Source organism: Streptomyces sp. NPDC023723 (assembly GCF_040639815.1).
GTDB lineage: Bacteria > Actinomycetota > Actinomycetes > Streptomycetales > Streptomycetaceae > Streptomyces.
On the sequence record NZ_JBFAAP010000007.1, the window covers coordinates 32,622 to 55,523 of the forward strand.

Genomic DNA, 22,902 nt, shown 5'->3' on the forward strand with positions numbered 1-22,902 from the left:
GCGAGTGGGACGCCACAGCCGCCGCGGACCGGCCCCCAAGGGCGACACCGCGGACGCCACCGCAGCACGGGAACGCCGGAGCGACCGGCCACAGGAAAGCGGCGGCCGGCCGCAGGAGCGGGGCGGCCCGGCCGTACCGCCGGGGCAGGGGCGCGGACCGGCGCCCGAAGCCGCGCCCGGAGACGGGACGCCGGCCTACGGCACGCCGGCGTACGGAGCGCCGCACACCGCCGACGGGACACCTGCCAGAGGCGTACCGAGGCTGCCGGACGGCACCCCGGCCCACGGTGTACGGCAGGTGCGGGGCGGACATCCCGAGCAGCGGGAAGCCGGGGGCGGATGGGGCGCGTTCGGGGGGCGCGGTGGTGCGCCCGGCGCGCCTCCCGTTTCTGGTCCGGGTCCAGGTCCGGGGCCGGCTCCAGGTCCGGGTCGGGGTCCAGGTTCCGGCCCGGGTGATGTGCCCCTTCCGCGGCAGCGGCAGGGGCCGTCCGTGCCGCGGGCGTCACGGACACCGGCAGGCGGACCTCGGCAGGATTACCTCGACGCCTTCGAGCGGGGCGGCGACGGGGGCGCGGGCGACGACGTCTTCGCGGCCCGCATGCCCGCGCACAGCCGTGCCGACGCGCCCACTCCCGACTCGAAAGCCACCGTCACCGACTGGAACGCCGACACCGTTCGTGCCGCGGACGGTCTCGGCGAAGACGCGGCCCCGGACCTGGCCGACGAGCTGGGTGAGCGCGGCAGTCCCGAGGCGGCCAAGGGCGCCAAGGGGCGGACCTTCACCGGCATCGCCGCCGCGGCCGTCACCACCGTGCTGGCGATCGTCGTGGCCGGGCAGGTCACCGGCGGGGGCGACGGCGAGGACGTGGGGTCCGGACCCGCCACCGCGCAGGCGCGCGACACCAGCGAGCCCGCCGGGGGCGCGGACGCGGGCGCGAACGAACAGAAGGCCCAGTCCGGGGCGGACGCCTCGGCGCCGCTGACGTACGCGCAGAAGATGGGCAAGATCTACCCGCTCGCCGCCACCCTCAAGGGTTCCGGGAAGTTCGACGCGGTGGAGGGCGTCGCCAAGGCGCCGGGGAAGGGGCAGAAGTACACCTACCGCGTGGACGTCGAACAAGGGCTCGGCCTCGATGCCGATCTCTTCGCGGAGGCCGTACAGAAGACCCTCAACGACGACCGGAGCTGGGCTCACAACAACGCCCGCACGTTCGAGCGCCGGCACTCCGGCAAGGTCGACTTCGTGATCACCCTGGCCAGCCCCGGCACCACCGCCGACTGGTGTGCCAAGTCGGGTCTGGACACCACGGTCGACAACGTTTCCTGCGACTCCGCCGCCACCGAGCGCGTGATGATCAACGCCTACCGGTGGGCGCGGGGCGCGAAGACCTACGGCGACGACAAGATCTACCCGTACCGGCAGATGCTGATCAACCACGAGGTCGGCCACCGGCTCGGCTACAACCACGTGACCTGCGACAAGGACGGCGACCTCGCTCCCGTCATGCAGCAGCAGACCAAGTTCCTCGAGTACAACGGCATCCGGTGCCGCCCCAACGCCTGGGCGTACCCGTCCGGCTGACCCGCCGCATGATGTTCGGTAACTGTTCGAACCGTTGGCGAGGCTGAACGCTCTCCGCGCGGGAAAGTTACGCCCGTTCACCCCTTTTGGTGGCGCGATGGACAACCGTCCATCGCGCCACCGCCTTGTCCGCATACGTTCGTCCCCGCTGCGAGCCGCCGGAGCAACGGCGGCTCCCCATACGGGAGATCGGGAGTGGACGTGCGCATCGGACTACTGACGGAGGGCGGCTACCCGTACGTCAGCGGCGACGCCGGACTCTGGTGCGACCGGCTCGTGCGCGGGCTCGGGCAGCACGAGTTCGACGTCTACGCGCTCAGCCGCGGCGAACACCAGGAGGACGAGGGCTGGGTCCCGCTGCCGCCGCAGGTCAGCCGCGTACGCACCGCGCCGCTGTGGACGGCCGAGGACGACGGCGTGACCTACGGCAGGCGGGCGCGCAGGCGCTTCGCCCAGTACTACGGCGACCTCGCCGCCGTCCTGTGCGCCGCGGGTCACGGAGGTCCGCCGGGTACGGCGGAAGACGCCCCGGCGGCCGAGGCGGACCGTTTCGCCAACGCCCTGTACGGGCTCGCCGAACTCGCCCGCGAGGAAGGCGGACTGGTGGGCGCGCTGCGCTCCGAAGCCGCCGTGCGCGCCCTGGAGCACGCCTGTCGCGCGCCCGGCGCCCGACGCCCCGCGCGCGAGGCCCGCGTTCCGGATCTCCTCGCCGTCGCGGCCCACCTGGAACGCGCCCTGCGCCCCCTCTCGCTCGACTGGTACGAGGACGCCGGCCTCGGCGCGGTCGACCTGTGCCATGCCGCGTCCGGCGGCGCGGCCGCCCTGCCCGGCCTCCTCGCCCGGCACTTCTTCGGCGTCCCCCTGCTGGTCACCGAGTACGGGGTGCGGCTGCGCACGCACTACCTGACCGCTCCCGGCTCCACGCCCCCCATACGCGCCCTGCTCGCCGCCTTCCACGGCCGGCTCGCCGCCGAGATCTACCGCCGGGCCGCCGTCGTCACGCACGGCAACGCACACGCCCGCCGCTGGCAGGAGCGCTGCGGAGCCGGCCGCGACAAGCTGCGCACGGTCCACCCGGGCATGGCCGCGGCCGCCTTCACCGAGGTCGGGGAGGCGCCGGGCGGTGCCGACCCGGACACCCTCGTCTGGGTCGGCCGCGTGGAACCCGCCAAGGACCTGGTGTCCCTGCTGCACGCCTTCGCCGAGATCCGCCGGGCGCGCCCCCGGGCCCGGCTGCGGATGGTGTCCGTCTGCGGTGTCCCGGGCGCTGCCGATGTCCCGGGCGCTGCCGATGTCCCGGGGGTCTCGGGTGCTTCCGGTGGCCCGGGTGTTTCCGGTGTCCCGGGTGGTGCCGGTGGTGCCGGTTTCTCCGGGGACGCGGCCTATCTCGCGCACTGCCGGGGCCTGGCCGCCCAGCTCTTCCCCGACGAGGCGGACGGCCCGCATGCGGTCGGGCGGAACCCGGTCTCCTTCGAAGAGGTCGGCGGGCCGGAACTGCCGTCCGTCGCCGACGCCTACGCCGCCGGTGCGCTGGTCGTCAGCTCCAGCGTGGTCGAGGGGTTCCCGGTCGGGCTGGTGGAGGCCATGTTCTGCGCTCGCGCGACGGTGTCCACGGAGGCCGGCGCGGTGGTGGAGGTGATCGGAGGCACCGGCCTGGTGGTACCGCCGCGCAATCCGCGGGCGCTGGCCGAGGCGTGCGTCTCCCTGCTGCGCGACCCCGAGCGCCGTGAGCGCCTGGGCGCCGCCGCGCGCGCCCGCGCACTCGAACTGTTCACCGTGGAGCAGAACACCGCGGCATTTCAGGGCATCTACCTGGAGATCCTCTCCCGCGCGCCGCTCCGCCGGGACCTCCTCGACGCGACCGGCACACCCCTGCCGTTCGCCGTGCCGGCCGAGGCACATGTCGCTGGCCCCGGCACCGGTCCCAGTCCCAGTTTCAGTCCTGGCCCCGGCGCCGGGCGGGTACGGACCGGCGCCGTCTCCCGCGCGGTGGCCCGCGGCGGCCCCGGCTGGGCGACGGACGCGCCGGTCCGCGTCGGCGAGGGGGTCCGATGAGCCACCCCGGCGACACGGGCCTGGACCGTCCCGGGACTCCGGGCAGTCCCGGGGCCTGGGACGAGCGCTCGCGGGAATGTCTGGCGTCGGCATCGGAGGCCGCTTCCTTGTCGGCGTACCGGGAGGCGGCCCGCCCGGGCCCCGCCCGGCGGACCGGCGCGGACCCGGTCAAGGCCCTGATGCACCGCCACCACGACCTGTGCGAACGGGCCGTGGACCCCCTGGAGATCGCGGCGGGCCTGGAGGCCCACGGCGTCACCGACCGGACCGCCGCCCGTTTCCGCCACCGCGATGTCTTCTCCCTGGCCGAGGAGATGTACGCCCGTGTTCCGCGCGACGGCGACCGGAACGAGAAGGTGCCGGATCCCGCCGTTCCCGCCGACTCCGCCGGTGCTCCCGATTCCGCCGGTGCTCCCGATTCCGCCGGTTCTCCCGTTCCCGCCGGTTCTCCCGTTCCCGCCGAACGGGCGGTCGCCGCCGCCGCTGCCCTTCGGCCGGGCCTCGGCTGGTTCGTCCTCACCCTGCTGCCCGGTGCCCTGAGCGCGGCGACGGTCGCCGGTCTGCGTCTCACCCACGGGCAGCCGCGCCTGGTCACGGCCGTCGTCGGTGCGCTGGCCGTCGCCCTGGCCGGGCGCGCGCTCCTGCGCCGGAGCCGGCTGCCGGGCGCCGAGGACCCCCACAGCGGCGTCTGGGTGCACTGCCTGCTCGGCTACGCCCTCCTGGGCGACGGTCTGCTCGGCGCCGCCCTCCGCGGCGGCCCCGACGGCCTGCCCACCGGCGCCGCCGACGGCCCCTGGCCCGTCGCCGTCGCCCCCGTGCTGGCCCTGACCCTGGCCTGCGCCCCCGCGGCCTGGTGCACCCGCCTCTTCACCGTCCACGCCCGCCGCCGACTGGAGAAGAGCCGCGGACTGGGGGAGTTCGCCGCCGCCGTACGACCGCTGCTGTTCGGCGTCCTCGTCCTGTTCCTCGGTGCCCTCTCGGCCCTCCTCGCCCTCACCGGCGCGGTCCTGGGCCAGCCTGCCGCCCATGCCCAGGGCCTCACCCTGGGCGCCCTCCTGCTGCTGGCCGGTCTCCTCACCGCCCACGGGTCCGGGTACGCGCCGGCGCTCGTCCTCACGGCGGCGGCGACCGCCGAGGCCACCGCGGTGGCCAGCCTCTTCGCCGGCCGGCTGCCCGGCTGCGGGGGCCTGGCCGTCCCGGTGGAGACGCTGGTCGCCGCCTGGGGGACCGGAAGTGTGCCGGCCGTGGCGTGCGGCGTCGGAGCCCTGCTCCTGCTGCCGCACACGACCCGGCGCCTGACGAGAGCCTCGGCCCACGCCCACCCGGAGCCCCGCCGATGAACACGCCCCTTCCTGCCCTCGTCCCGGTCGCCCGGCCGGACAGCCCACCCCGGCACGCCACCGTGCGCGGCGGGTTCCCCACCGCGCACGGCCCGCCGGGGCGCCCGCCCAGCCGTCCGGTGCCCGCCACCGCGACCACTTCCGTCCTCCCGCCGCTCCCTCCCGGCACCACCCCCGAAGGAGAACCCGACATGACCACCTCCCGACCCGAAGCCTCGGCCCCGGGAGTCGTCCGATGAGAGTCCTGCTGATCGGAGCCAACGGCTACCTCGGCCGCTTCGTCGCCGACCGTCTGCTCGCCGACCCGGCCGTCCAGCTCACCGCGCTCGGCCGCGGCGACGACGCCGACGTCCGCTTCGACCTGGCCAGCGGCAGCCCCGGCGCGCTCACCCGCTTCCTCGACGCCGTCCACCCCGGCGTGGTGGTCAACTGCGCCGGCGCCACCCGCGGCGGCGCCCGCGAACTCACCCGGCACAACACCGTCGCCGTCGCCACCGTCTGCGAGGCCCTGCGCCGCAGCGGCTGCGGCGCCCGGCTGGTGCAGATCGGGTGCAGCGCCGAGTACGGCCCCAGCCAGCACGGGTCCTCCACGGCCGAGGACGCCGTACCCCGCCCCGGCGGCCCCTACGGCGTCAGTAAACTCGCCGCCACCGAACTGGTCCTCGGCTCCGGCCTGGACGCCGTGGTCCTCCGGGTCTTCTCCCCGGCCGGACCGGGCACCCCCGCCGGCTCCCCGCTGGGCCGGCTCGCCGAGGCCATGCGCCGCGCCATGCAGTCCGGCGACGGAGAACTGCGCCTCGGCGGCCTCGGCGCCCAGCGCGACTTCGTGGACGTCCGCGACGTCGCCCGCGCCGTGCACGCCGCCTCGCTGTCCGCCGCGCAGGGCGTCATCAACATCGGCTCCGGCCGCGCGGTCCGGCTGCGCGACGCCGCCGCCACCCTGGCCCGGGTGGCCGGCTACGGCGGCGCCCTGCACGAACTCGACGGCCCGCCCGGCGCCCTGCGTCCGGTCATCGGCCATCCCCGGGCCGAGTCCGTCGCCCACCGCACCGACGTGCTCGGCCACCGCGCCGAGACCACCGGCCACCACCGGGCCGACACCGTGGGCCACCGCGTGGACGGCCTCGGCCCCCGGAGCGACGACCACCCGGCACCGGTCGCCTACCCGTACCCGGACGGCTGCGGCAGCTGGCAGCAGGCCGACGTGCGTACCGCCCGCGACCGGCTCGGCTGGCGGCCCCGTATCAACCTCGAGGAGTCCCTCGCCGACATCTGGATGGAGGCCGCGTGCCGTATCTGACCAGTACCAGAACGGGCACCGCGAGCACCGGCGTCCGTACCGGCCTCGGTGTCCCCGGCCTGGCCCACCCGCTGGTCGCGCCCGCCGAGTGGGCGGAACTCACCCGCCCCGGCACCCCCTTGCACTGGGCCGTCCTCGACGTCGCCGACGGCCCGGGCGCCGCGCCCGACCCGCACTGCCTGGCGGCGGCCGGCCGGCTGCGCAACGCGGGCCACCGGGTGCTCGGCCGGCTCGACACCGCGCACGGCGCCCGCCCCGTCGGCGAACTGGTCGCCGACGCCCACCGGTATCTCGACTGGTACCGGACCGACGGCTTCCTCCTGAACCGCTGCCCCGGCCAGCGGCACGCGCTCCCCGCCGTCCGCCGCGCGGTCGCCACGCTGCGGGCGGTCCGTGACGATGCCCACATCGTCCTCGGCCACGACACCCACCCGTATCCCGGCTACGCCGAGAACGCCGACCAACTGGTCACCTTCCGCGGCTCCTGGAGCGACTACCGCTGGTCCCAAGTGGCCGAGTGGACCGCCGACTACCCACCCGAGCGCTTCTGCCACCTCGTCCACGGCGTACCCGGCCCGCACCTCGACGAGGCCCTGCGCCTCGCCCGCTGGCAGGGCGCCGCGACCGTCTGGTTCACCGACCGCACCCACCGCGCCGACCACCGAGGACGCGTCGACGCGAGCCCCTGGGAGACGATGCCCGGCTACTGGGACGACATCGTCTCGCGCATCGGGACAGGTGTCTCGGAATGAAAAAGGCCGTGGCAGTGTTACGGGGGAACAACCATCGATTAACCGACCAACGGAGTCCCCGTGTCGCTGCCACCCCTGGTCGAGCCAGCCTCTGAGCTCACCGTAGACGAGGTCCGCAGGTACTCCCGCCACCTGATCATCCCCGACGTCGGGATGGACGGGCAGAAGCGGCTGAAGAACGCCAAAGTGCTCGCCGTGGGCGCCGGCGGCCTGGGTTCGCCGGCGTTGATGTACCTCGCCGCCGCGGGCGTGGGCACCCTCGGCATCGTGGAGTTCGACGAGGTCGACGAGTCGAACCTGCAGCGCCAGATCATCCACAGCCAGGCCGACATCGGTCGCTCCAAGGCCGAGTCGGCGCGTGACACCGTCAAGGGCATCAACCCGTACGTGAACGTGGTCCTGCACGAGGAGCGGCTCGAAGCCGACAACGTGATGGACATCTTCAGCCAGTACGACCTGATCGTCGACGGCACGGACAACTTCGCCACCCGCTACCTGGTCAACGACGCCTGTGTGCTGCTGAACAAGCCGTACATCTGGGGTTCGATCTACCGCTTCGACGGCCAGGCCTCCGTCTTCTGGTCCGAGCACGGCCCCTGCTACCGCTGCCTCTACCCGGAGCCCCCGCCCCCCGGCATGGTCCCCTCCTGCGCCGAGGGCGGCGTGCTGGGCGTGCTGTGCGCGTCCATCGGCTCCATCCAGGTCAACGAGGCCATCAAGCTGCTCGCGGGCATCGGCGAGCCGCTGGTCGGCCGCCTGATGATCTACGACGCCCTGGAGATGCAGTACCGCCAGGTCAAGGTCCGCAAGGACCCCGACTGCGCGGTCTGCGGCGAGAACCCCACCGTCACCGAGCTCATCGACTACGAGGCCTTCTGCGGCGTCGTCTCCGAGGAGGCCCAGGAGGCGGCGGCCGGTTCCACGATCACTCCCAAGCAGCTCAAGGAGTGGCTCGACGACGGCGAGAACATCGAGATCATCGACGTCCGCGAGCAGAACGAGTACGAGATCGTCTCGATCCCGGGCGCGCGGCTGATCCCGAAGAACGAGTTCCTCATGGGCACGGCCCTGGAGAGCCTCCCGCAGGACAAGAAGATCGTCTTGCACTGCAAGACGGGTGTCCGCAGCGCGGAGGTCCTCGCGGTGCTGAAGTCCGCGGGCTTCTCGGACGCCGTGCACGTCGGCGGCGGCGTGATCGGCTGGGTCAACCAGATCGAGCCGGACAAGCCCGTCTACTGAGCCACGGCCGGCCAGGTCGGCAACGTCTCGCCAACGGCGGGGGTTTCGCGCACCACAGGTGCCCGGGGCCCCCGCCGTCGGCGTTGCCGTCACGAGCAGGTCTTGCCGTCCCGCGGCACGGTCCCGTCCAGCAGATAGGCGTCGACCGTGGAGTCGACGCAGTCGCTCCCGCTGCCGTACGCACCGTGCCCCTCGCCCTTCCAGGTGAGCATCACACCGACGTCCTCGCCCAGTTCGTCCGCCATCTTGCGGGCCCCCTCGTAGGGCGTCGCCGGGTCGCCGGTGTTGCCGACCACCAGGACCGGCGCCGCCGCGGCCGCGTTCACCTCGGGCGTCTCGTACTGCCCGGCCACCGGCCAGTCGTGGCACCACCCGGCGGTGTCCCAGCCCAGGAAGGCGCCGAACACCGGGGAGATCTCCTCGAACTCGGGCAGCAGCTTCTTCGTCTCCGCCAGCGTCGGCCGCTCCTTGTCGTCCAGGCACGATATGACCCGTTGGGAGTGGGTGGCCGTGCCGTAGTGCCCCGACGAGTCACGCTCGTTGTAGCCGTCGGCGAGCGCCAGCAGCTCCGAGCCGTCGCCCTTCTCGGCCGCCGACAGCGCGCTGGTCAGCGCCGGCCAGCTGTCCTTGCTGTACAGCGGCAGCACGATCCCGGTGAGCGCCAGGGTCTGGGTCAGCTTCCGGCCGGACGACGACGTGGGCAGCGGCTCGGCGTCGAGCCGCGCCAGCAGGTCGGCGATCTTCTGCGAAGCCTGCTCGGGATCCTGTCCGGTGGACCGGAGGTAGTCGTCCAGCGCGCGCTGGAAGCCCCTGGTCTGGTGCTCGGCGTGGCCGATGGTGTCGGCGGTCGGGTCGACCACCGCGTCCAGGACCATCCGCCCCACCTTCTCGGGGAACAGGTGGGCGTAGACGCCGCCGAGCTCGGTGCCGTAGGAGATGCCGAAGTAGTGCATCTTCCGGTCGCCCAGCACCTGGCGCATCAGGTCCATGTCGCGGGCAGTGTCCGTGGTCGAGACGTGGGCCAGCAGCTTCCCGGCGGTCCGCTCGCAGCCCTCGGCGAAGTCGGCGGCGTCCGCCAGGTACGCCTGCTCCTCGGCCGCCGTGTCGGGCGTGACGTCCACCGTCGACTCGGCGGCCTGGATCTCCTCGTCGTCGCGGCAGCGGACGCCCTCGCTGGCGGCCACTCCCCGCGGGTCCCAGCTGACCAGGTCGTACCGCTCGTGCAGGGAGGAGGCGAGGGAGGCGTACGACGGCATCGTGGAGACGCCCGAGCCGCCGGGGCCGCCGAAGTTGAACAGCAGCGAGCCGGCCCGCCGGTCGCCGGTGGCCTCGGAGCGGATCAGCGCCAGCCCCATCCGCTCGCCGTCCGGTTTCGCCCAGTCCACCGGCACCTGGAGCGTGGCGCACCGCCATTCGCTGCCCGGCGCCGGGGCGTCGTCGGTGGCCTCGCAGCGGCCCCAGTCCAGCCGCTGGGACGTCAGAGACCCCCCGGCGGTCTTGCCGCCCCCGCTGTCCCCGCCGCCCGAGCTGTTCTCGCCGTCCCCGGACGAACTCCCGCTGCACCCCGCCAGCAGCAGCCCGGCGGCGGCCAGCGAAGCCGTCCACCGTACCTGCCGTGACCGTGTGTACCGCCCCATGCGCGCTCCCCCCGACGGGCCGTCCGCGCCGTGCGGCGGATGGCTGTCATGCCATGGTAGGGGGAGTGCCCGAAGGCCGCTGCGGCCTGTGGATAACGCTTTGACCTGCTGGTTCACTTGACCTTGGGTGGTGCGGCGGGGTCAGGAGCAGACCGTCCCGGCCTTCGGTGTCCGGCCGTTGAGCAGATAGCCGTCGACCGCCTCGCGCACGCAGGTGTTCTTGCTGTCGTAGGCGCCGTGGCCCTGGCCCTTGTAGGTCAGCTCGACGCCGACGCCCTCGCCCAGCGCGTCCACCATCTTGCCCGCGCCCTCGTAGGGCGTGGCGGGGTCGCCGGTGTTGCCGACGACCAGGATCGGCGGGGCGCCCGGCGCGCTGACGTCGGGGTGGTCGGCGGCGCCGGCCACCGCCCAGTCGGTGCAGCTGACCATGGACCAGGCGAGATAGTCGCCGAACAGCGGCGAGGCGGCGCGGAACTGCGGCAGCTTCTTCTGCACGTCCGCGGCGTCGTACCGCGGCTTGTCGTCGGCGCAGTTGATGGAGATGTTGGCCGCGGTGATGTTGCTGTACTCGCCGTTCTCCGCGCGCCCGTTCAGCGCGTCCGACAGCGCCATCAGGATCCGGCCGTCACCGTCGTACGCCTGCTCCAGGCCCTCGGTGAGGTACTCCCAGAGGTCCTGCGAGTACAGGGACTGCGCGATGCCGCTGGTGGCGGCGGTCTGGGTGAGTTCGCGCGGGGAGATGCCGGGAATCGGTGTGCGGTCGAGCTCCTTCAGCAGTTGGGCGATGCGGTTCTTGACGTCCTGGGCGGAGTCGCCGACGGGGCAGTCCTCGGTCCCCGACACGCAGTTCTCGGCGTAGTTGTCGAGGGCCCGTTGGAAGCCCTTGGCCTGGCCGAGCGAGCCCTGTTCCGAGTCCTGTGTCGGATCGACGACGGCGTCGAAGACGGCCCGGCCCACCTTCTTGGGGAACAGGTGGGCGTAGACGCCGCCGAGTTCGGTGCCGTAGGAGATGCCGAAGTAGTGCAGCTTGTCGTCGCCCAGCACCTGGCGCATCAGGTCCATGTCGCGGGCGGCGTCGGTGGTGGCGACGTGCGGCAGCATCTTCTTCGAGTTCTTCTCGCAGGCCGCGTTGAAGTTCTTGTTGCTGTCCACCAGTTCGGTGCGCTCGGCGGCGTCGTCCGGGGTGGCGTCCTGCTGGAAGTAGCTGTCGAGCTGCTGGTCGTCCAGGCACTCCACGGGGACACTGCGCCCGACGCCGCGCGGGTCGAAGCTGACCAGGTCGTAGCGGGTGCGCAGCTTGGTGTAGTCGGTACCGAAGGAGGGCAGCGTGGTGACGCCCGAGCCGCCCGGGCCGCCGAAGTTGAAGACCAGCGACCCGATCCGCTGACTGGCGGCGCCGCTGGCCTTGGCCCGGATCAGCGCGATGCCGATCGTGTCGCCGTCGGGGTCGCCCCAGTCGAGCGGGGCCCGCATGGTGGCGCACTGCCAGGCGCCGCCGTCCGGCAGCGGTGAGGGAGCCGCGCCGCCGCCCTGCGCCTGGGAGGGCGCCGGGCAGTCCTGCCAGGAGAGCTTCTGCTGGGTCACGTCCCCGCTCCCGTCCGCCGCGCTGTCGCCGCAGCCGGCCAGCAGGGCGGACAGCAGGGCGACGGTGACGGCGGGGGCGGCGGCACGCAGCCGGGCGGGATTCGGCATGCTCCCATCGTGCGGTGGCGCCGGGCGGGACGCTCGGGGCACGGGCCGTACGAGGTACGGCGGTCTGCTCGGGCCACGTGGTGGTGTGCCTCTCGGGCGCCGGCCGCTGCGCGTCTCGTACGAGGTGTGGCGGCTTTGCTCGGGCCACGCGGTGGTGTGCTACTCGGGCGCCGGCCGTGGCGCGTCTCGTACGAGGTGTGGTGGCTTTGCTCGGGCCACGCGGTGGTGTGCTACTCGGGCGCCGGCCGCAGCTCGCCTCGTACGAGGTACGGCGGCCTTGCTCGCGCCACGCGGCGGTGTGCCTCTCACGCGCCTGCCGTGGCGCGCGCCCCTACAGGGCCTGCTTCCGGGTCAGGTGGTTGAAGGCCAGCCAGCCCGGCAGCACCGGCAGCCACAGGGTCAGCAGCCGGTAGAGCAGCACCGCCGGGGCGGCGACCTCCTTGGGCAGGCCCACGGCGATCAGGCCCAGCGTCAGGGTCGCCTCCACCGCGCCCACGCCGCCGGGGGTCGGCGCCGCGGAGCCCAGCGCGTTGCCCGCGAGGAAGACGACGGCGACGCTGGCCAGGCTGATCGACGTCGACTCGTCGCCGAACGCGCGGATCGAGGCGTCCAGGCACATCACGAAGCAGGCGGTGAGCAGCAGCATGCCGCCGATGCCGGTGACCAGCTTCTGCGGGCGCTGGAGCACGTCCAGCATGCGCGGTACGACACCGGCGAAGAGCGAGCGCACGCGCGTGACGACGAATTTCCGCAGGAAGGGCACCGAGGTGACCACCAGCACCAGCACCGCCACCGTCAGCAGGCCCGCGATGACCGTCCGGGACGGCGACAGCGACGGCGTCTTCTCGGTGCCGGTCAGATAACCGAAGGACAGCAGCATCAGGATGTGACAGCCGAGCCCGAACAGCTGTGACGCGCCGACGCTCGCCACCGCGAGCCCGGGGCGCACTCCGGCGCGCTGCAGGAAGCGGGTGTTCAGGGCCACGCCGCCGACCGCCGCGGGCGCGATGATCTTGACGAAGGACCCGGCGACCTGCGCGGCCACGGTCCGCAGGAACGGCACCCGCTCCGGCACGAATCCGAGCAGGGACATCGCCGCGGCCACGTAACTCACCGCCGAGAACAGCACGGCCGCGACGACCCAGCCCCACTCGGCGTTGCTGATCAGCGGTCCGAACTCGATGTGGGTGAGCTGGGTGAGCAGGAAGTACGCGCCGATCGCGCCGGCGATGAAACTGATCAGGGTGCGCGGCCGGATCCGCTCCAGGCGGGCCGGCTCGACCGGCGCCTGCGGCCTGATCCGCAGCACCTGGTGGCGGATCTGGGTGAGCAGGTCCTCCTCGCGCGCCTCGTCCATGGCCTCGTCCAGGGCCCGCTTCTCGGCCCGCTGCTCCGCGCGCTCCAACTTCTTGTCCGGCTTGCCGGGTTTGTCGAGCCTGACGGCCGTGGCGCCCGAACCGTCGCCGCCCGCCGCCTCCACCCGGGCCTGCTTGGCCTGCCGGGACGCCTCCAGGACGGCCTCGCGTTCGCGCTGGGACCGTTCCCGGGCGAGTCTGCGCAGCGTCGCACGGGTGGAGCGGCTCAGCGCGATCGGCTGGAGCATCGGCAGGCAGTCCGCCACCGCGTCCGGACCGAGCACGCCCACCGCCGAGGCCACCGCACGCTCCGCCCCCACCCGCAGGCCGAGCGTCACCAGCAACTGGGAGATGTCCATGCGCAGCAGCAGGTCGCCCGCGGCGATCTCGCCGGTGCGCAGGTCCGTGATGGTCACCGTGCCGGAACGATCCACCAGAATCGCGTCGCCGACCAGCCTGCGGTGCGCGATCCGCCGGGACTGGAGGGCCCGTACCTGCTCCCAGGTGTCGCGCAGCAGGTCGTCGGTGATCTCCTCGTCCGCCAGCGTGTCCAGGGAGCGGCCGCCGGTGTGCTCGTAGACGAGCATCACGGCGTCGGGGCCCAGTTCCGAGGTGGCGATCAGCTTGGGGGCGTTGGCGCCGGCCGCGATCGCCGCGTAGGCCAGCAGGGCCTCCTGCTCCAGCGCCTGGCGCAGCGACTGGAGGCTGCTGCGGGTGGCGAAGCCGCGCAGCGTCAGATTGCGCCACGCGCGGTAGAAGAAGCCCTGTGCCTGCTGCTCGCGGTCGACCACCGTGACGTCCAGCGGCGGGCCGTCCTCCAGGGTGACGAAGTACCGCCGGCCGCGGTCGCCGGTCTCCAGGGTGTCCGACGAGGTGTCCTCGCGCGAGGCGGTCACCGGGCGGAAGCCGACCGTCATCAGGCCCGCCACGAGCGTCCGCCCGGTGGGCCGCACGTTGGGCGAGCCGACCGCGTACAGCGTCCCGTAGGCCACGGTCCAGCCGATGAGCACCGTCAGGATGATCGAGAACGGCGTCGTGTAGCCGGTGACGAGCATGGAGAAGGCGTCCAGGAGCAGCACGATCCACAGCACCGCGCGCCACCGCGGTCTGCGGGACATGCCCACCGCCGTCATGTACGCGATGACCGGGGCCAGATAACCGTGCACCGGGTCGGTGAGGGCGTGGACGTCACCGGGCGAGGGCTGGGTGAGCGCCTCCTGGATGGAGCCGGGCGCGGCCTTGGCGACCCACAGATCGGTGGCGAGCGTCACTCCGTGGGCGAGTACGGCGGCCAGGACGCCGTCGGCGATCCGCAGCCCGTCGCGTTTGATCAACCGTTCGATCGCGAAGGCGACCGGGACCAGCAGGATCGCGATGCTGGAGGCCAGCCCCGCGATCTTGATCAGCAGATCGGGTGCCTGTCCGGTGCCCTTGTTGATGTCCTGTTCGAGGCCCGAGGTGGTGCCGTGGGCGAACGCGGCGACGGCGAGCAGGACGGCGACCGCGAGCACGCCCACCAGGAGCCGCATCAGGTCGGACGGACGGTGCACACGCGCGGGCAGGAGCGGTTCGTCGCCCTCCACCTCGTCGACGTGCGCGGTGTCCGCCGGGTCACCGTCCGGGGCGGTGCTCCCGGTGCCCCCCTTGCCGCCGACGGCACCGGGGCGCGACGAAGCGCCGGAGGTACCCCGCGTGCCGCCGGGTCGCACACCCTGCTGCTTCATCGTCTCTTCTTGCTCTCGTATCACTGGTCACCGCCCGCACGATGGTGGCATGCCGCACCGACACACGGGGGCATCAGGGTGGATCAGGGCGCACTCGCGGGCCGCACAGTCTGCCCGAAGCGCCGCCCCCGGGCGAGGGACCCGGACCGGCCGCGCGAGCGCGTCGCGGTGTCGGTGGGGTGCGGCAGTATGGGGCGGATGAGCGAGGAAAGTCTTCCGGACGGTGCCCGTCCAGAGCCCGCGGCCGCGCTGCCCGAGTACGCCGAGCGGGTCCTGGAGGTCACCGAGCTGATCCCGCCGGGACGCGTGATGACCTACGGGGACGTCGCCGAGTGGCTGGAGGAGGGCGGTCCCCGGCAGGTCGGCCGGGTGATGTCCCTCTACGGGGTGGGAGTTCCCTGGTGGCGCGTGGTCCGCGCCGACGGGGTGCTGCTGGCGGGCCACGAACAGGAGGCGCTCGGCCGGTACCGGGTGGAGGGGACGCCCCTGAAGGAGGCGGGCCGGGCCGCGGAGGACCACCTGCCGCGCGTCGACATGAGACGGGCGCGGTGGGACGGCGGCGAGCACGCGCAGGGTCACACCTGACAGCTTCGGCCATCGGACGCCCCGAGGGGTGACCGGTGATCCGTATGAGGGAATCGGGGCAGAGCGGGCACGTCGGTGGCATGACGTACGTTCGAGGGGCACGGGACATCCGCGTCGCGGGTGGCGGGAGGGAAGAAGCGGAAGCCCTGCTTCCCGTCCGTGCGGCGGCGTAGCGTCGGCTGCGCTCGTCCCGTTCACCCCGCGCCCACCGCCCCTTCCCCGTCCACCGTCCGTCCCCCGTCCACCTTCCATCCCGCGCCCACCGCCCGTCCCGCGCGGCGGTCGTCCCACCAGCACACCCACCAGGACCGGCGAACCACGTGAGCTCCTCTTCCTCCCTCAGGCACCCGTCGCACCCCCAGGTGCGCCCGGGGGCCCGTGGCGCTTACCGACTGGTTCGTACCCCGCCCCCGCGCGAGGACCCCCCTCTCCTGGACGCCGCCCAGCGCGCGGTGGTTGACCACCGCACCGGTCCGCTGCTCGTCCTCGCGGGTCCCGGCACCGGCAAGACCACCACGCTGGTCGAATCCGTCGCCGCGCGGATCGCCCGCGGCGCCGACCCCGAACGCATCCTCGTGCTGACCTTCAGCCGCAAGGCCGCCGTCGAACTGCGCGACCGCATGGCGCGGCGCACGGGAGCCGCGCGCGCCCCGCGCGCGACCACGTTCCACTCCTTCAGTTACGCCCTGGTCCGCGCCCACCAGGACAGCGAGCTGTTCGTCGAGCCGTTGCGGCTGCTGTCCGGCCCCGAGCAGGACGTGACCGTCCGTGAGCTGCTGGCCGGCCAGACCGACCTCGAACGGCTCGGCCTGGCCCATGTGCGCTGGCCCGACGAACTGCGCGCCTGCCTGACCACCCGGGGCTTCGCCGACGAGGTCCGCGCGGTGCTCGCCCGCAGCCGCGAGCTGGGCCTCGGCCCGGACGCCCTGGCGGACTTCGCCCGCCGCATCGGCCGCCCCGACTGGCGGGCCGCCGCCGTCTTCCTCGCCGAGTACCTCGACGTGCTCGACCTCCAGGGAGTCCTCGACTACGCGGAACTCGTCCACCGCGCGGTGCTCCTCGCCCAGCGCGCCGAGGTCACCGAACGGCTCGCCGGGCAGTACGACGCCGTCTACGTCGACGAGTACCAGGACACCGACCCGGCCCAGGTACGGCTGCTGCACGCGCTGGCGGGCGGCGGCCGCACCCTGGTGGCCCTCGGCGACCCCGACCAGTCGATCTACGCGTTCCGCGGCGCGGACGTGGGCGGCATCCTCGACTTCCCGCACGCCTTCCCGCGCGCGGACGGCCGCCCGGCGCCGGTACGGGTGCTGCGCACCGCCCGCCGCTCCGGCGCCGCCCTGCTGGCCGCCACCCGGCTGCTGACCCGGCGCATGCCGCTCACCCGGCTCCCCGCCGACCAGGTACGCGCCCACCGCGAGCTCGCCCCGGTACGGGACGGCGGCCAGGTCGAGGTGTACACGTACCCGACGGCCGGCACGGAGCTGGACAACGTCGCCGACATCCTGCGCCGGGCCCGGCTGGAGGACGGCGTCCCCTGGGGCGAGATGGCCGTCCTGGTGCGGGCCGGCTCCCGCACCCTCCCGGCGGTCCGCCGCGCCCTCACCTCGGCCGGCGTCCCGGTCGACGTGGACGGCGACGACCTGCCCCTGCGCCACGAGCCGGCGGTGGCCCCGCTGCTGACGGCACTGCGGGCGGTGGCTCTGGCCGAGACGGGGCCGGTAGCGGAAAGGGCGGCGACCGCGCGGACGGCGGGGACGGTGGAAGCGGCGGGGACGGGGACGGCGGGGACGGCAGACACGGCGGGGACGGCGGAGACGGCGGAGACGGCAGACACGGCGGAGACGGCAGACACGGCGGAGACGGCAGACACGGCGGAGACGGCGGGGACGGCGGAGACAGCGGGGACGGCGGAACCGAGGGAAACGCAGGCCGACGGTTCCGGTGCGCAGGAGGCGTGCTGGCTGGACACCGAGACCGCTCTCACCCTGCTCACCTCCCCCCTCGCCGGCATGGACGCCGCCGACCTGCGCCGCCTCGGCCGGGCGCTGCGCGAGGAGCAGCGGACCGCCGGCAACGCGCTGCCGCCCCCCTCGGACGAACTGCTCGCCCGGGCCCTGGCCGAGCCGGAGCGGCTCGCCGTGCACGACCCGGCGTACGCGCGGGGCGCGCAACGCCTGGGCGCGCTGCTGCGCACGGCCCGGGAGTGCCTGGCGGGCGGCGGTACGGCCGAGGAGGCGCTCTGGGAGCTGTGGGCGGGCACTCCGTGGCCCGGCCGCCTGGAGCGGGCCGCCCGGCGCGGCGGCGCCGCCGGCCGCAACGCCGACCGCGACCTGGACGCCGTATGCGCCCTGTTCGCGACCGCCGCGCGCGCCGAGGAGCGCACCGGCGGCCGGGGCGCCCTGAACTTCCTGGAGGAGGCCGAGGCCGAGGACATCGCCGCCGACACCCTCGCGCGGCGGGCCGTGCGCCCCGACGCGGTACGCCTGATGACCGCGCACCGCGCCAAGGGCCTCCAGTGGCGACTGGTCGTGGTCGCCGGCGTCCAGGAGGGACTCTGGCCCGACCTGCGGCGCCGCGGCTCCCTGCTGGAGGCCGACCGGATCGGCCGGGACGGACTCGCCGAGCCGCTCACGCCCGGTGCGCTGCTCGCCGAGGAACGCCGGTTGTTCTACGTGGCCGCCACCCGCGCGCGGGACCGCCTGGTCGTCACGGCCGTCAAGGCACCGGCCGACGACGGCGACCAGCCCTCCCGGTTCCTGACCGAGCTGGGCGTCGAGCCCAAGGACGTCACCGGCCGCCCGCGCCGCCCGCTGTCCGTGGCCGCCCTGGTCGCCGAGTTGCGCGCCACCACCGTGGACCCGCGTGTCTCCGACGCCCTGCGGGAGGCCGCCGCCCGCCGGCTGGCCCGGCTGGCCGCGCTCAGCGACGACGAGGGCCGCCCCCTGGTGCCCGCCGCGCACCCCTACCGCTGGTGGGGCATGTTCGAACCGACCGAGTCCAAGGTGCCGCTGCGCGACCGCGACCAGCCCGTCGTGCTCTCCGGCAGCGCGCTCGACCAACTCGCGAACACCTGCGCGCTCCAGTGGTTCCTGGGCCGCGAGGTGAAGGCCGACGCCCCCGCGACCACCGCCCAGGGCTTCGGCAACGTGGTGCACGTCCTCGCCGACGAGGTCGCCTCCGGGCACACGCCCGCCGACCTCGACGTGCTCATGGAACGGCTGGACTCGGTGTGGAACGCGCTCGCCTTCGACGCGCCGTGGAAGTCGGAGCAGGAGAAGGCGCACGCGCGCGTGGCGCTCGAACGCTTCCTGAAGTGGCACGTCATGGACCGCACCGGACGCACGCCGGTGGCCAGCGAGCACGACTTCGACGTCACGCTCGCGGCGGGCGACTACGAGGTGCGCATCCGCGGCCAGCTGGACCGGGTGGAGGCCGACGGCGACGGCCGCGCCTACGTCGTCGACTTCAAGACCGGCAAGCAGGCGCCCAGCTCCGCCGAGGTGGCCCGGCACCCGCAGCTCGCCGTCTACCAGCTCGCCGTCCGCGAGGGCGCCGTCGACGACGCGTTCGACGGCGTACGCCCCGAGCCGGGCGGCGCCGAACTGGTCCAGCTCCGGCAGGGCGCCGCCAAGCGGGACGGCGGCGAGACGCTCCCCAAGGTGCAGGCCCAGGAGCCACTGGCGGGGCCGGAGGGCGAGTGGGTCGGCGACCTGCTGGCCACGGCCGCGGGCAAGGTCCTGGACGAACGGTTCACGCCGACCTCGGGCCAGCACTGCGCGCACTGCGCCTTCCGCGCCTCGTGCAGCGCCCGGCCCGAGGGGCGGCACGTAGTCGAGTGACTCTTCGGCACGTAGTACTCATCGGCACGTAGTCGAGTGACTCTTCGGCAGGTAGTCGAGTGACTCATCGCACCACACCCGTTGACCTGCGTTTCTCCCGCCCCGGACGACCAATCCGGTCTCGGCTGTCAGTGGCCGCCGCTAGCCTTTCGGCATGCCCGCCCGTATCACCGATCCCGAGCAGCTCAAGGAGCTCCTCGGCATCCCGTTCACCCCGGAGCAGACGGCCTGCATCACCGCGCCGCCCGCCCCGCAGGTGATCGTGGCCGGAGCCGGTTCCGGCAAGACGACGGTGATGGCGGCGCGCGTGGTCTGGCTGGTCGGCACCGGCCAGGTCGCCCCCGAACAGGTACTCGGTCTCACGTTCACCAACAAGGCGGCCGGCGAACTCGCCGAACGCGTCCGCAAGGCGCTGATCAAGGCAGGCGTCACCGACCCCGACGCGATCGACCCGGACCACCCGCCGGGCGAGCCGGTGATCTCCACGTACCACGCCTTCGCCGGCCGGCTGCTGGCCGACCACGGCCTGCGCATCGGCCTGGAGCCGGCTTCCCGGCTGCTCGCCGACGCCACCCGCTACCAGCTCGCCGCCCGGGTGCTGCGCGAGGCCCCCGGCTCGTACCCGGCGCTGACCCGCTCCTTCCCCGACCTGGTCGGCGACCTCCTCACCCTCGACTCCGAGCTCTCCGAACACCTGGTACGACCCGAGCGGCTGCGCACCTGGGACGCCGAGCTCCTGGAGACGCTCCAGGGCGCCAAGCTCACCAACGCCGACCTGCGCAAGGTCCCCGAGGCCGCCGCCGCCCGGCGCGAACTGGCCGGCCTGGTGATCCGTTACCGGTCCGCCAAACGCGACCGTGACCTGCTCGACTTCGGCGACCAGATCGCCCTGTCCGCCCAGCTCGCCCGGCTCCCCGAGGTGGGCCGGCTGCTGCGCGAGGAGTTCCGGGTCGTGCTGCTCGACGAGTACCAGGACACCTCGGTGGCCCAGCGCGTCCTGCTGGCGGGTCTGTTCGGCGGCGGCACCGGTCACCCCGTGACCGCCGTCGGCGACCCCTGCCAGGCGATCTACGGCTGGCGCGGCGCCTCCGTCGCCAACCTCGACGACTTCCCCGAGCACTTCGCCCGCGCCGACGGCCGCCCCGCCGTGCGCCAGTCGCTCAGCGAGAACCGCCGCAGCGGCGGCCGTCTGCTCGACCTCGCCAACGGCCTCGCCACCCCGCTGCGCGTCATGCACGCGGGCGTGGAGGCCCTGCGCCCGGCCCCCGGTGCCGAACGCGACGGCACTGTCCGCTGTGCCCTGCTGCCCACCCACGCCGAGGAGCTGGACTGGCTCGCCGACTCCATCGCCCACCTGGTACGGACCGGGACGGCGCCCGGCGAGATCGCCGTCCTGTGCCGCACGGCCACGGACTTCGCGGACATCCAGGGCGCCCTGGTGGCCCGGGACGTCCCCGTCGAGGTCGTCGGCCTCTCCGGGCTGCTGCACCTGCCCGAGGTGGCCGACCTGGTCGCCGTCTGCGAAGTCCTTCAGGACCCCGGCGCGAACGCGTCCCTGGTGCGGCTGCTCACCGGGCCGCGCTGGCGCGTCGGCCCGCGCGACCTCGCCCTGCTGGGGCGCCGTGCCCGCCGGCTCGTCGCCCACGCGCGCGTGGCGGGCGACGACGACCCCGACCGGCGGCTGGCCGAGGCCGTCGAGGGCGTCGACCCGTCGGAGGTGATATCGCTCGCGGACGCGCTGGACACCTTCCTGGAGACACCGATGGCGGGCGGCGGGGACGACGACGGACTGCCGTTCTCGCCCGACGCGCGCGTACGGTTCGCCCGCCTGGCCACCGAGCTGCGCGACCTGCGCCGCTGTCTCGCCGACCCGCTGATGGACGTACTGCACCGCGTCCTCGCCGTCACCGGCCTGGAGGTGGAGCTGTCGGCGTCCCCGAACGCGCTGGCCGCCCGGCGCCGCGAGACCCTGTCCAACTTCCTGGACGTCGCCGCCTCCTTCGCCGCCGGGGACAACGAGGCGTCGCTGCTCGCCTTCCTGGGCTTCCTGCGCACCGCGGCCCAGTACGAGAAGGGACTCGACAACGCCCTGCCCGGCGGCGAGAACACCGTGAAGGTGCTCACCGCGCACAAGTCCAAGGGCCTGGAATGGGACGTCGTCGCCGTCCCCGGACTGGTCACCGGCACCTTCCCCAGCACCCAGGGCCGCGAGAAGTGGACCGCCCAGGGCAAGGTCCTGCCGCACCGGCTGCGCGGCGACGCCGACACCCTCCCCGACGTCGGCTCCTGGGACGCCCGCGGCCTGAAGGACTTCCACGAGGCCATGAAGGAGCACCAGCACACCGAGGAGCTCCGCCTCGGCTACGTCACCTTCACCCGCCCCCGGTCCCTGCTCCTGGGCTGTGGCCACTGGTGGGGCCCCAGCCAGAAGAAGCCCCGCGGACCGTCCGACTTCCTCCAGGCCCTGTACGACCACTGCGCGGCCGGACACGGCGAGATCGAGTTCTGGGCGGACCAGCCCGCCGAGGACGAGGAGAACCCGGCCCTGCACCGCGCGGACACCGACCAGGCGTGGCCGCTGCCCCTGGACGAGAAGGCCCTCGCCCGCCGCCGGACGGCCGCCGAGACGGTGCTGGCCCACCTGGAGCGCCTCGCCGCCGCCGGGAACGCCGGGGAGCCCGGGAATGCCGGGGGGTCCGGGGGCGCCCGTCCCGCCGCCGTGCACGACCCGGACACCTACGACGACCCCGACTGGCCACCGCCTCCGGAGGACGACGAGCCTCCCTATGACGCCGGTGACGCCTATGGCGCCTATGACGCCTACGACGAGCCGCCCTACGACGACGATCCCGCCCACGACGACGCCCCGTTCCCGGACGCGGACGCCCCGGCCCCCGACGAGCACACCATCCCGGCCGCGGGCACCCCGGCCCCCGGCGCCCCGGCCCCCGACGAGCACACCGTCCCCCACCAGGCCCCGCCCCCCGAGCCGATCACCGGCGCCGGCGCCCCCCGCCCCCGCCCGCAGGACGCCGCACCGCGCGGGGAGACGTTTCTCACTCCGGAGGAGGCCCGGGCCGTCGCCTCCTGGGACCGCGATCTCGACGCCCTCGCCGGCGAGCTGCTGCGCGCGCGGGAGGCCGTCACCGACGTACCGCTGCCCGCCTCGCTGACCGCCACCCAACTGCTGCGGCTGGCCGCCGACCCCGACGGCCTCGCCCAGGAACTGGCCCGCCCGATGCCCCAGCCGCCGCGGCCCGCCGCCCGCCGCGGCACCCGCTTCCACGCCTGGGTCGAGTCCCGCTTCGAAGAGCTGACCCTGCCGCTGCTGGAACCCGACGAGCTGCCCGGCGGCGACGCCGAGATCACCGGCGAACAGGACCTGGCCGCCCTCAAGGCGGCCTTCGAACGCACCCCGTACGCGCACCGCACCCCGTACCGAGTCGAGACCCCCTTCCAGTTCGCGGTCGCCGGCCGCGTGGTGCGAGGCCGTATCGACGCCGTCTACAAGGAGGGCGACGGGCCCGGTGCCAGGTACGAGATCGTCGACTGGAAGACCTCCCGCACCCACTCCGCGGACCCGCTCCAGCTCGCCGTGTACCGCCTGGCCTGGGCCGAGCAGCAGGGCGTACCGCTCACCTCGGTGACGGCCGCGTTCCTGTACGTGCGCACCGGCGAGGTGGTGCGCACGGACGGTCTGCCGGACCGCGCCGCCCTGGAGAGACTGCTGCTCGACGGGTCGTACGGTGCGTCTTACGGTGACGAACCGCACGGCCAGGGTGTCGGTGCGGGCCAGTAG

At 74.0% G+C, this 22,902-nt stretch carries 12 protein-coding genes; 9 read left to right on the forward strand and 3 right to left on the reverse strand.

Annotated elements, in window-relative coordinates; all coding sequences use genetic code 11:
- The first annotated feature begins 4 nt into the window (after nt 1-4).
- From AB0G32_RS10735 to moeZ, 6 genes are all read left to right on the forward strand, one after another.
- Nucleotides 5-1,582: a DUF3152 domain-containing protein gene (locus AB0G32_RS10735; protein ID WP_361161258.1), complete on the forward strand. Its 1,578-nt coding sequence runs from the start codon at nt 5-7 to the stop codon at nt 1,580-1,582.
- Between the two features lie 201 nt (nt 1,583-1,783).
- Nucleotides 1,784-3,637 carry a DUF3492 domain-containing protein gene (locus AB0G32_RS10740; protein WP_361161261.1) on the forward strand — a complete coding sequence of 618 codons (1,854 nt, stop codon included), beginning with the start codon at nt 1,784-1,786 and terminating at the stop codon, nt 3,635-3,637.
- Entirely contained in the window at nt 3,634-4,977 is a 1,344-nt protein-coding gene (locus AB0G32_RS10745; RefSeq protein WP_361161264.1) for a hypothetical protein, read from the forward strand. Before AB0G32_RS10740 ends, AB0G32_RS10745 begins: the two co-directional genes overlap by 4 nt.
- A gap of 235 nt (nt 4,978-5,212) precedes the next feature.
- Complete coding sequence (locus AB0G32_RS10750; RefSeq protein WP_361161267.1) at nt 5,213-6,277, forward strand: NAD-dependent epimerase/dehydratase family protein; 1,065 nt, start codon at nt 5,213-5,215, stop codon at nt 6,275-6,277.
- Nucleotides 6,265-7,029, forward strand: coding sequence for a spherulation-specific family 4 protein (locus AB0G32_RS10755; protein WP_361161270.1), 765 nt, complete (start codon nt 6,265-6,267; stop codon nt 7,027-7,029). Before AB0G32_RS10750 ends, AB0G32_RS10755 begins: the two co-directional genes overlap by 13 nt.
- 60 nt (nt 7,030-7,089) lie before the next feature.
- Nucleotides 7,090-8,268 carry an adenylyltransferase/sulfurtransferase MoeZ gene (gene moeZ / locus AB0G32_RS10760; RefSeq protein ID WP_361161273.1) on the forward strand — a complete coding sequence of 393 codons (1,179 nt, stop codon included), beginning with the start codon at nt 7,090-7,092 and terminating at the stop codon, nt 8,266-8,268.
- 89 nt (nt 8,269-8,357) lie between these two features.
- Here the strand turns inward: moeZ and AB0G32_RS10765 are convergent, their stop codons facing one another.
- The 3 genes from AB0G32_RS10765 to AB0G32_RS10775 form a co-directional block, all read right to left on the reverse strand.
- Entirely contained in the window at nt 8,358-9,905 is a 1,548-nt protein-coding gene (locus AB0G32_RS10765; RefSeq protein ID WP_361161276.1) for an alpha/beta hydrolase, read from the reverse strand.
- Between the two features lie 141 nt (nt 9,906-10,046).
- Entirely contained in the window at nt 10,047-11,597 is a 1,551-nt protein-coding gene (locus AB0G32_RS10770; RefSeq protein ID WP_361161279.1) for an alpha/beta hydrolase, read from the reverse strand.
- 331 nt (nt 11,598-11,928) lie between these two features.
- Nucleotides 11,929-14,676, reverse strand: coding sequence for a lysylphosphatidylglycerol synthase transmembrane domain-containing protein (locus tag AB0G32_RS10775; protein ID WP_361161282.1), 2,748 nt, complete (start codon nt 14,674-14,676; stop codon nt 11,929-11,931).
- Nucleotides 14,677-14,874: 198 nt separating this feature from the next.
- On the opposite strand from AB0G32_RS10775, the gene AB0G32_RS10780 reads away from it, so the two are divergent.
- From AB0G32_RS10780 to AB0G32_RS10790, 3 genes are all read left to right on the forward strand, one after another.
- A complete protein-coding gene (locus AB0G32_RS10780; protein ID WP_361161284.1) occupies nt 14,875-15,261 on the forward strand; it encodes an MGMT family protein in 387 nt (128 codons plus the stop codon).
- 320 nt (nt 15,262-15,581) lie between these two features.
- A complete protein-coding gene (locus tag AB0G32_RS10785; RefSeq protein ID WP_361161286.1) occupies nt 15,582-19,103 on the forward strand; it encodes an ATP-dependent DNA helicase in 3,522 nt (1,173 codons plus the stop codon).
- Nucleotides 19,104-19,257: 154 nt separating this feature from the next.
- Nucleotides 19,258-22,902, forward strand: coding sequence for a UvrD-helicase domain-containing protein (locus AB0G32_RS10790; RefSeq protein WP_361161289.1), 3,645 nt, complete (start codon nt 19,258-19,260; stop codon nt 22,900-22,902).

Excerpts from the sequence above, each read along its gene's own strand:
- AB0G32_RS10770 (WP_361161279.1), bottom strand. The coding sequence starts at position 11,597 with ATGCCGAATCCCGCCCGGCTGCGTGCCGCCGCCCCCGCCGTCACCGTC.
- AB0G32_RS10750 (WP_361161267.1), top strand. The coding sequence starts at position 5,213 with ATGAGAGTCCTGCTGATCGGAGCCAACGGCTACCTCGGCCGCTTCGTC.
- AB0G32_RS10790 (WP_361161289.1), top strand. The coding sequence starts at position 19,258 with ATGCCCGCCCGTATCACCGATCCCGAGCAGCTCAAGGAGCTCCTCGGC.
- AB0G32_RS10765 (WP_361161276.1), bottom strand. The coding sequence starts at position 9,905 with ATGGGGCGGTACACACGGTCACGGCAGGTACGGTGGACGGCTTCGCTG.
- AB0G32_RS10745 (WP_361161264.1), top strand. The coding sequence starts at position 3,634 with ATGAGCCACCCCGGCGACACGGGCCTGGACCGTCCCGGGACTCCGGGC.
- AB0G32_RS10780 (WP_361161284.1), top strand. The coding sequence starts at position 14,875 with ATGAGCGAGGAAAGTCTTCCGGACGGTGCCCGTCCAGAGCCCGCGGCC.
- AB0G32_RS10775 (WP_361161282.1), bottom strand. The coding sequence starts at position 14,676 with ATGAAGCAGCAGGGTGTGCGACCCGGCGGCACGCGGGGTACCTCCGGC.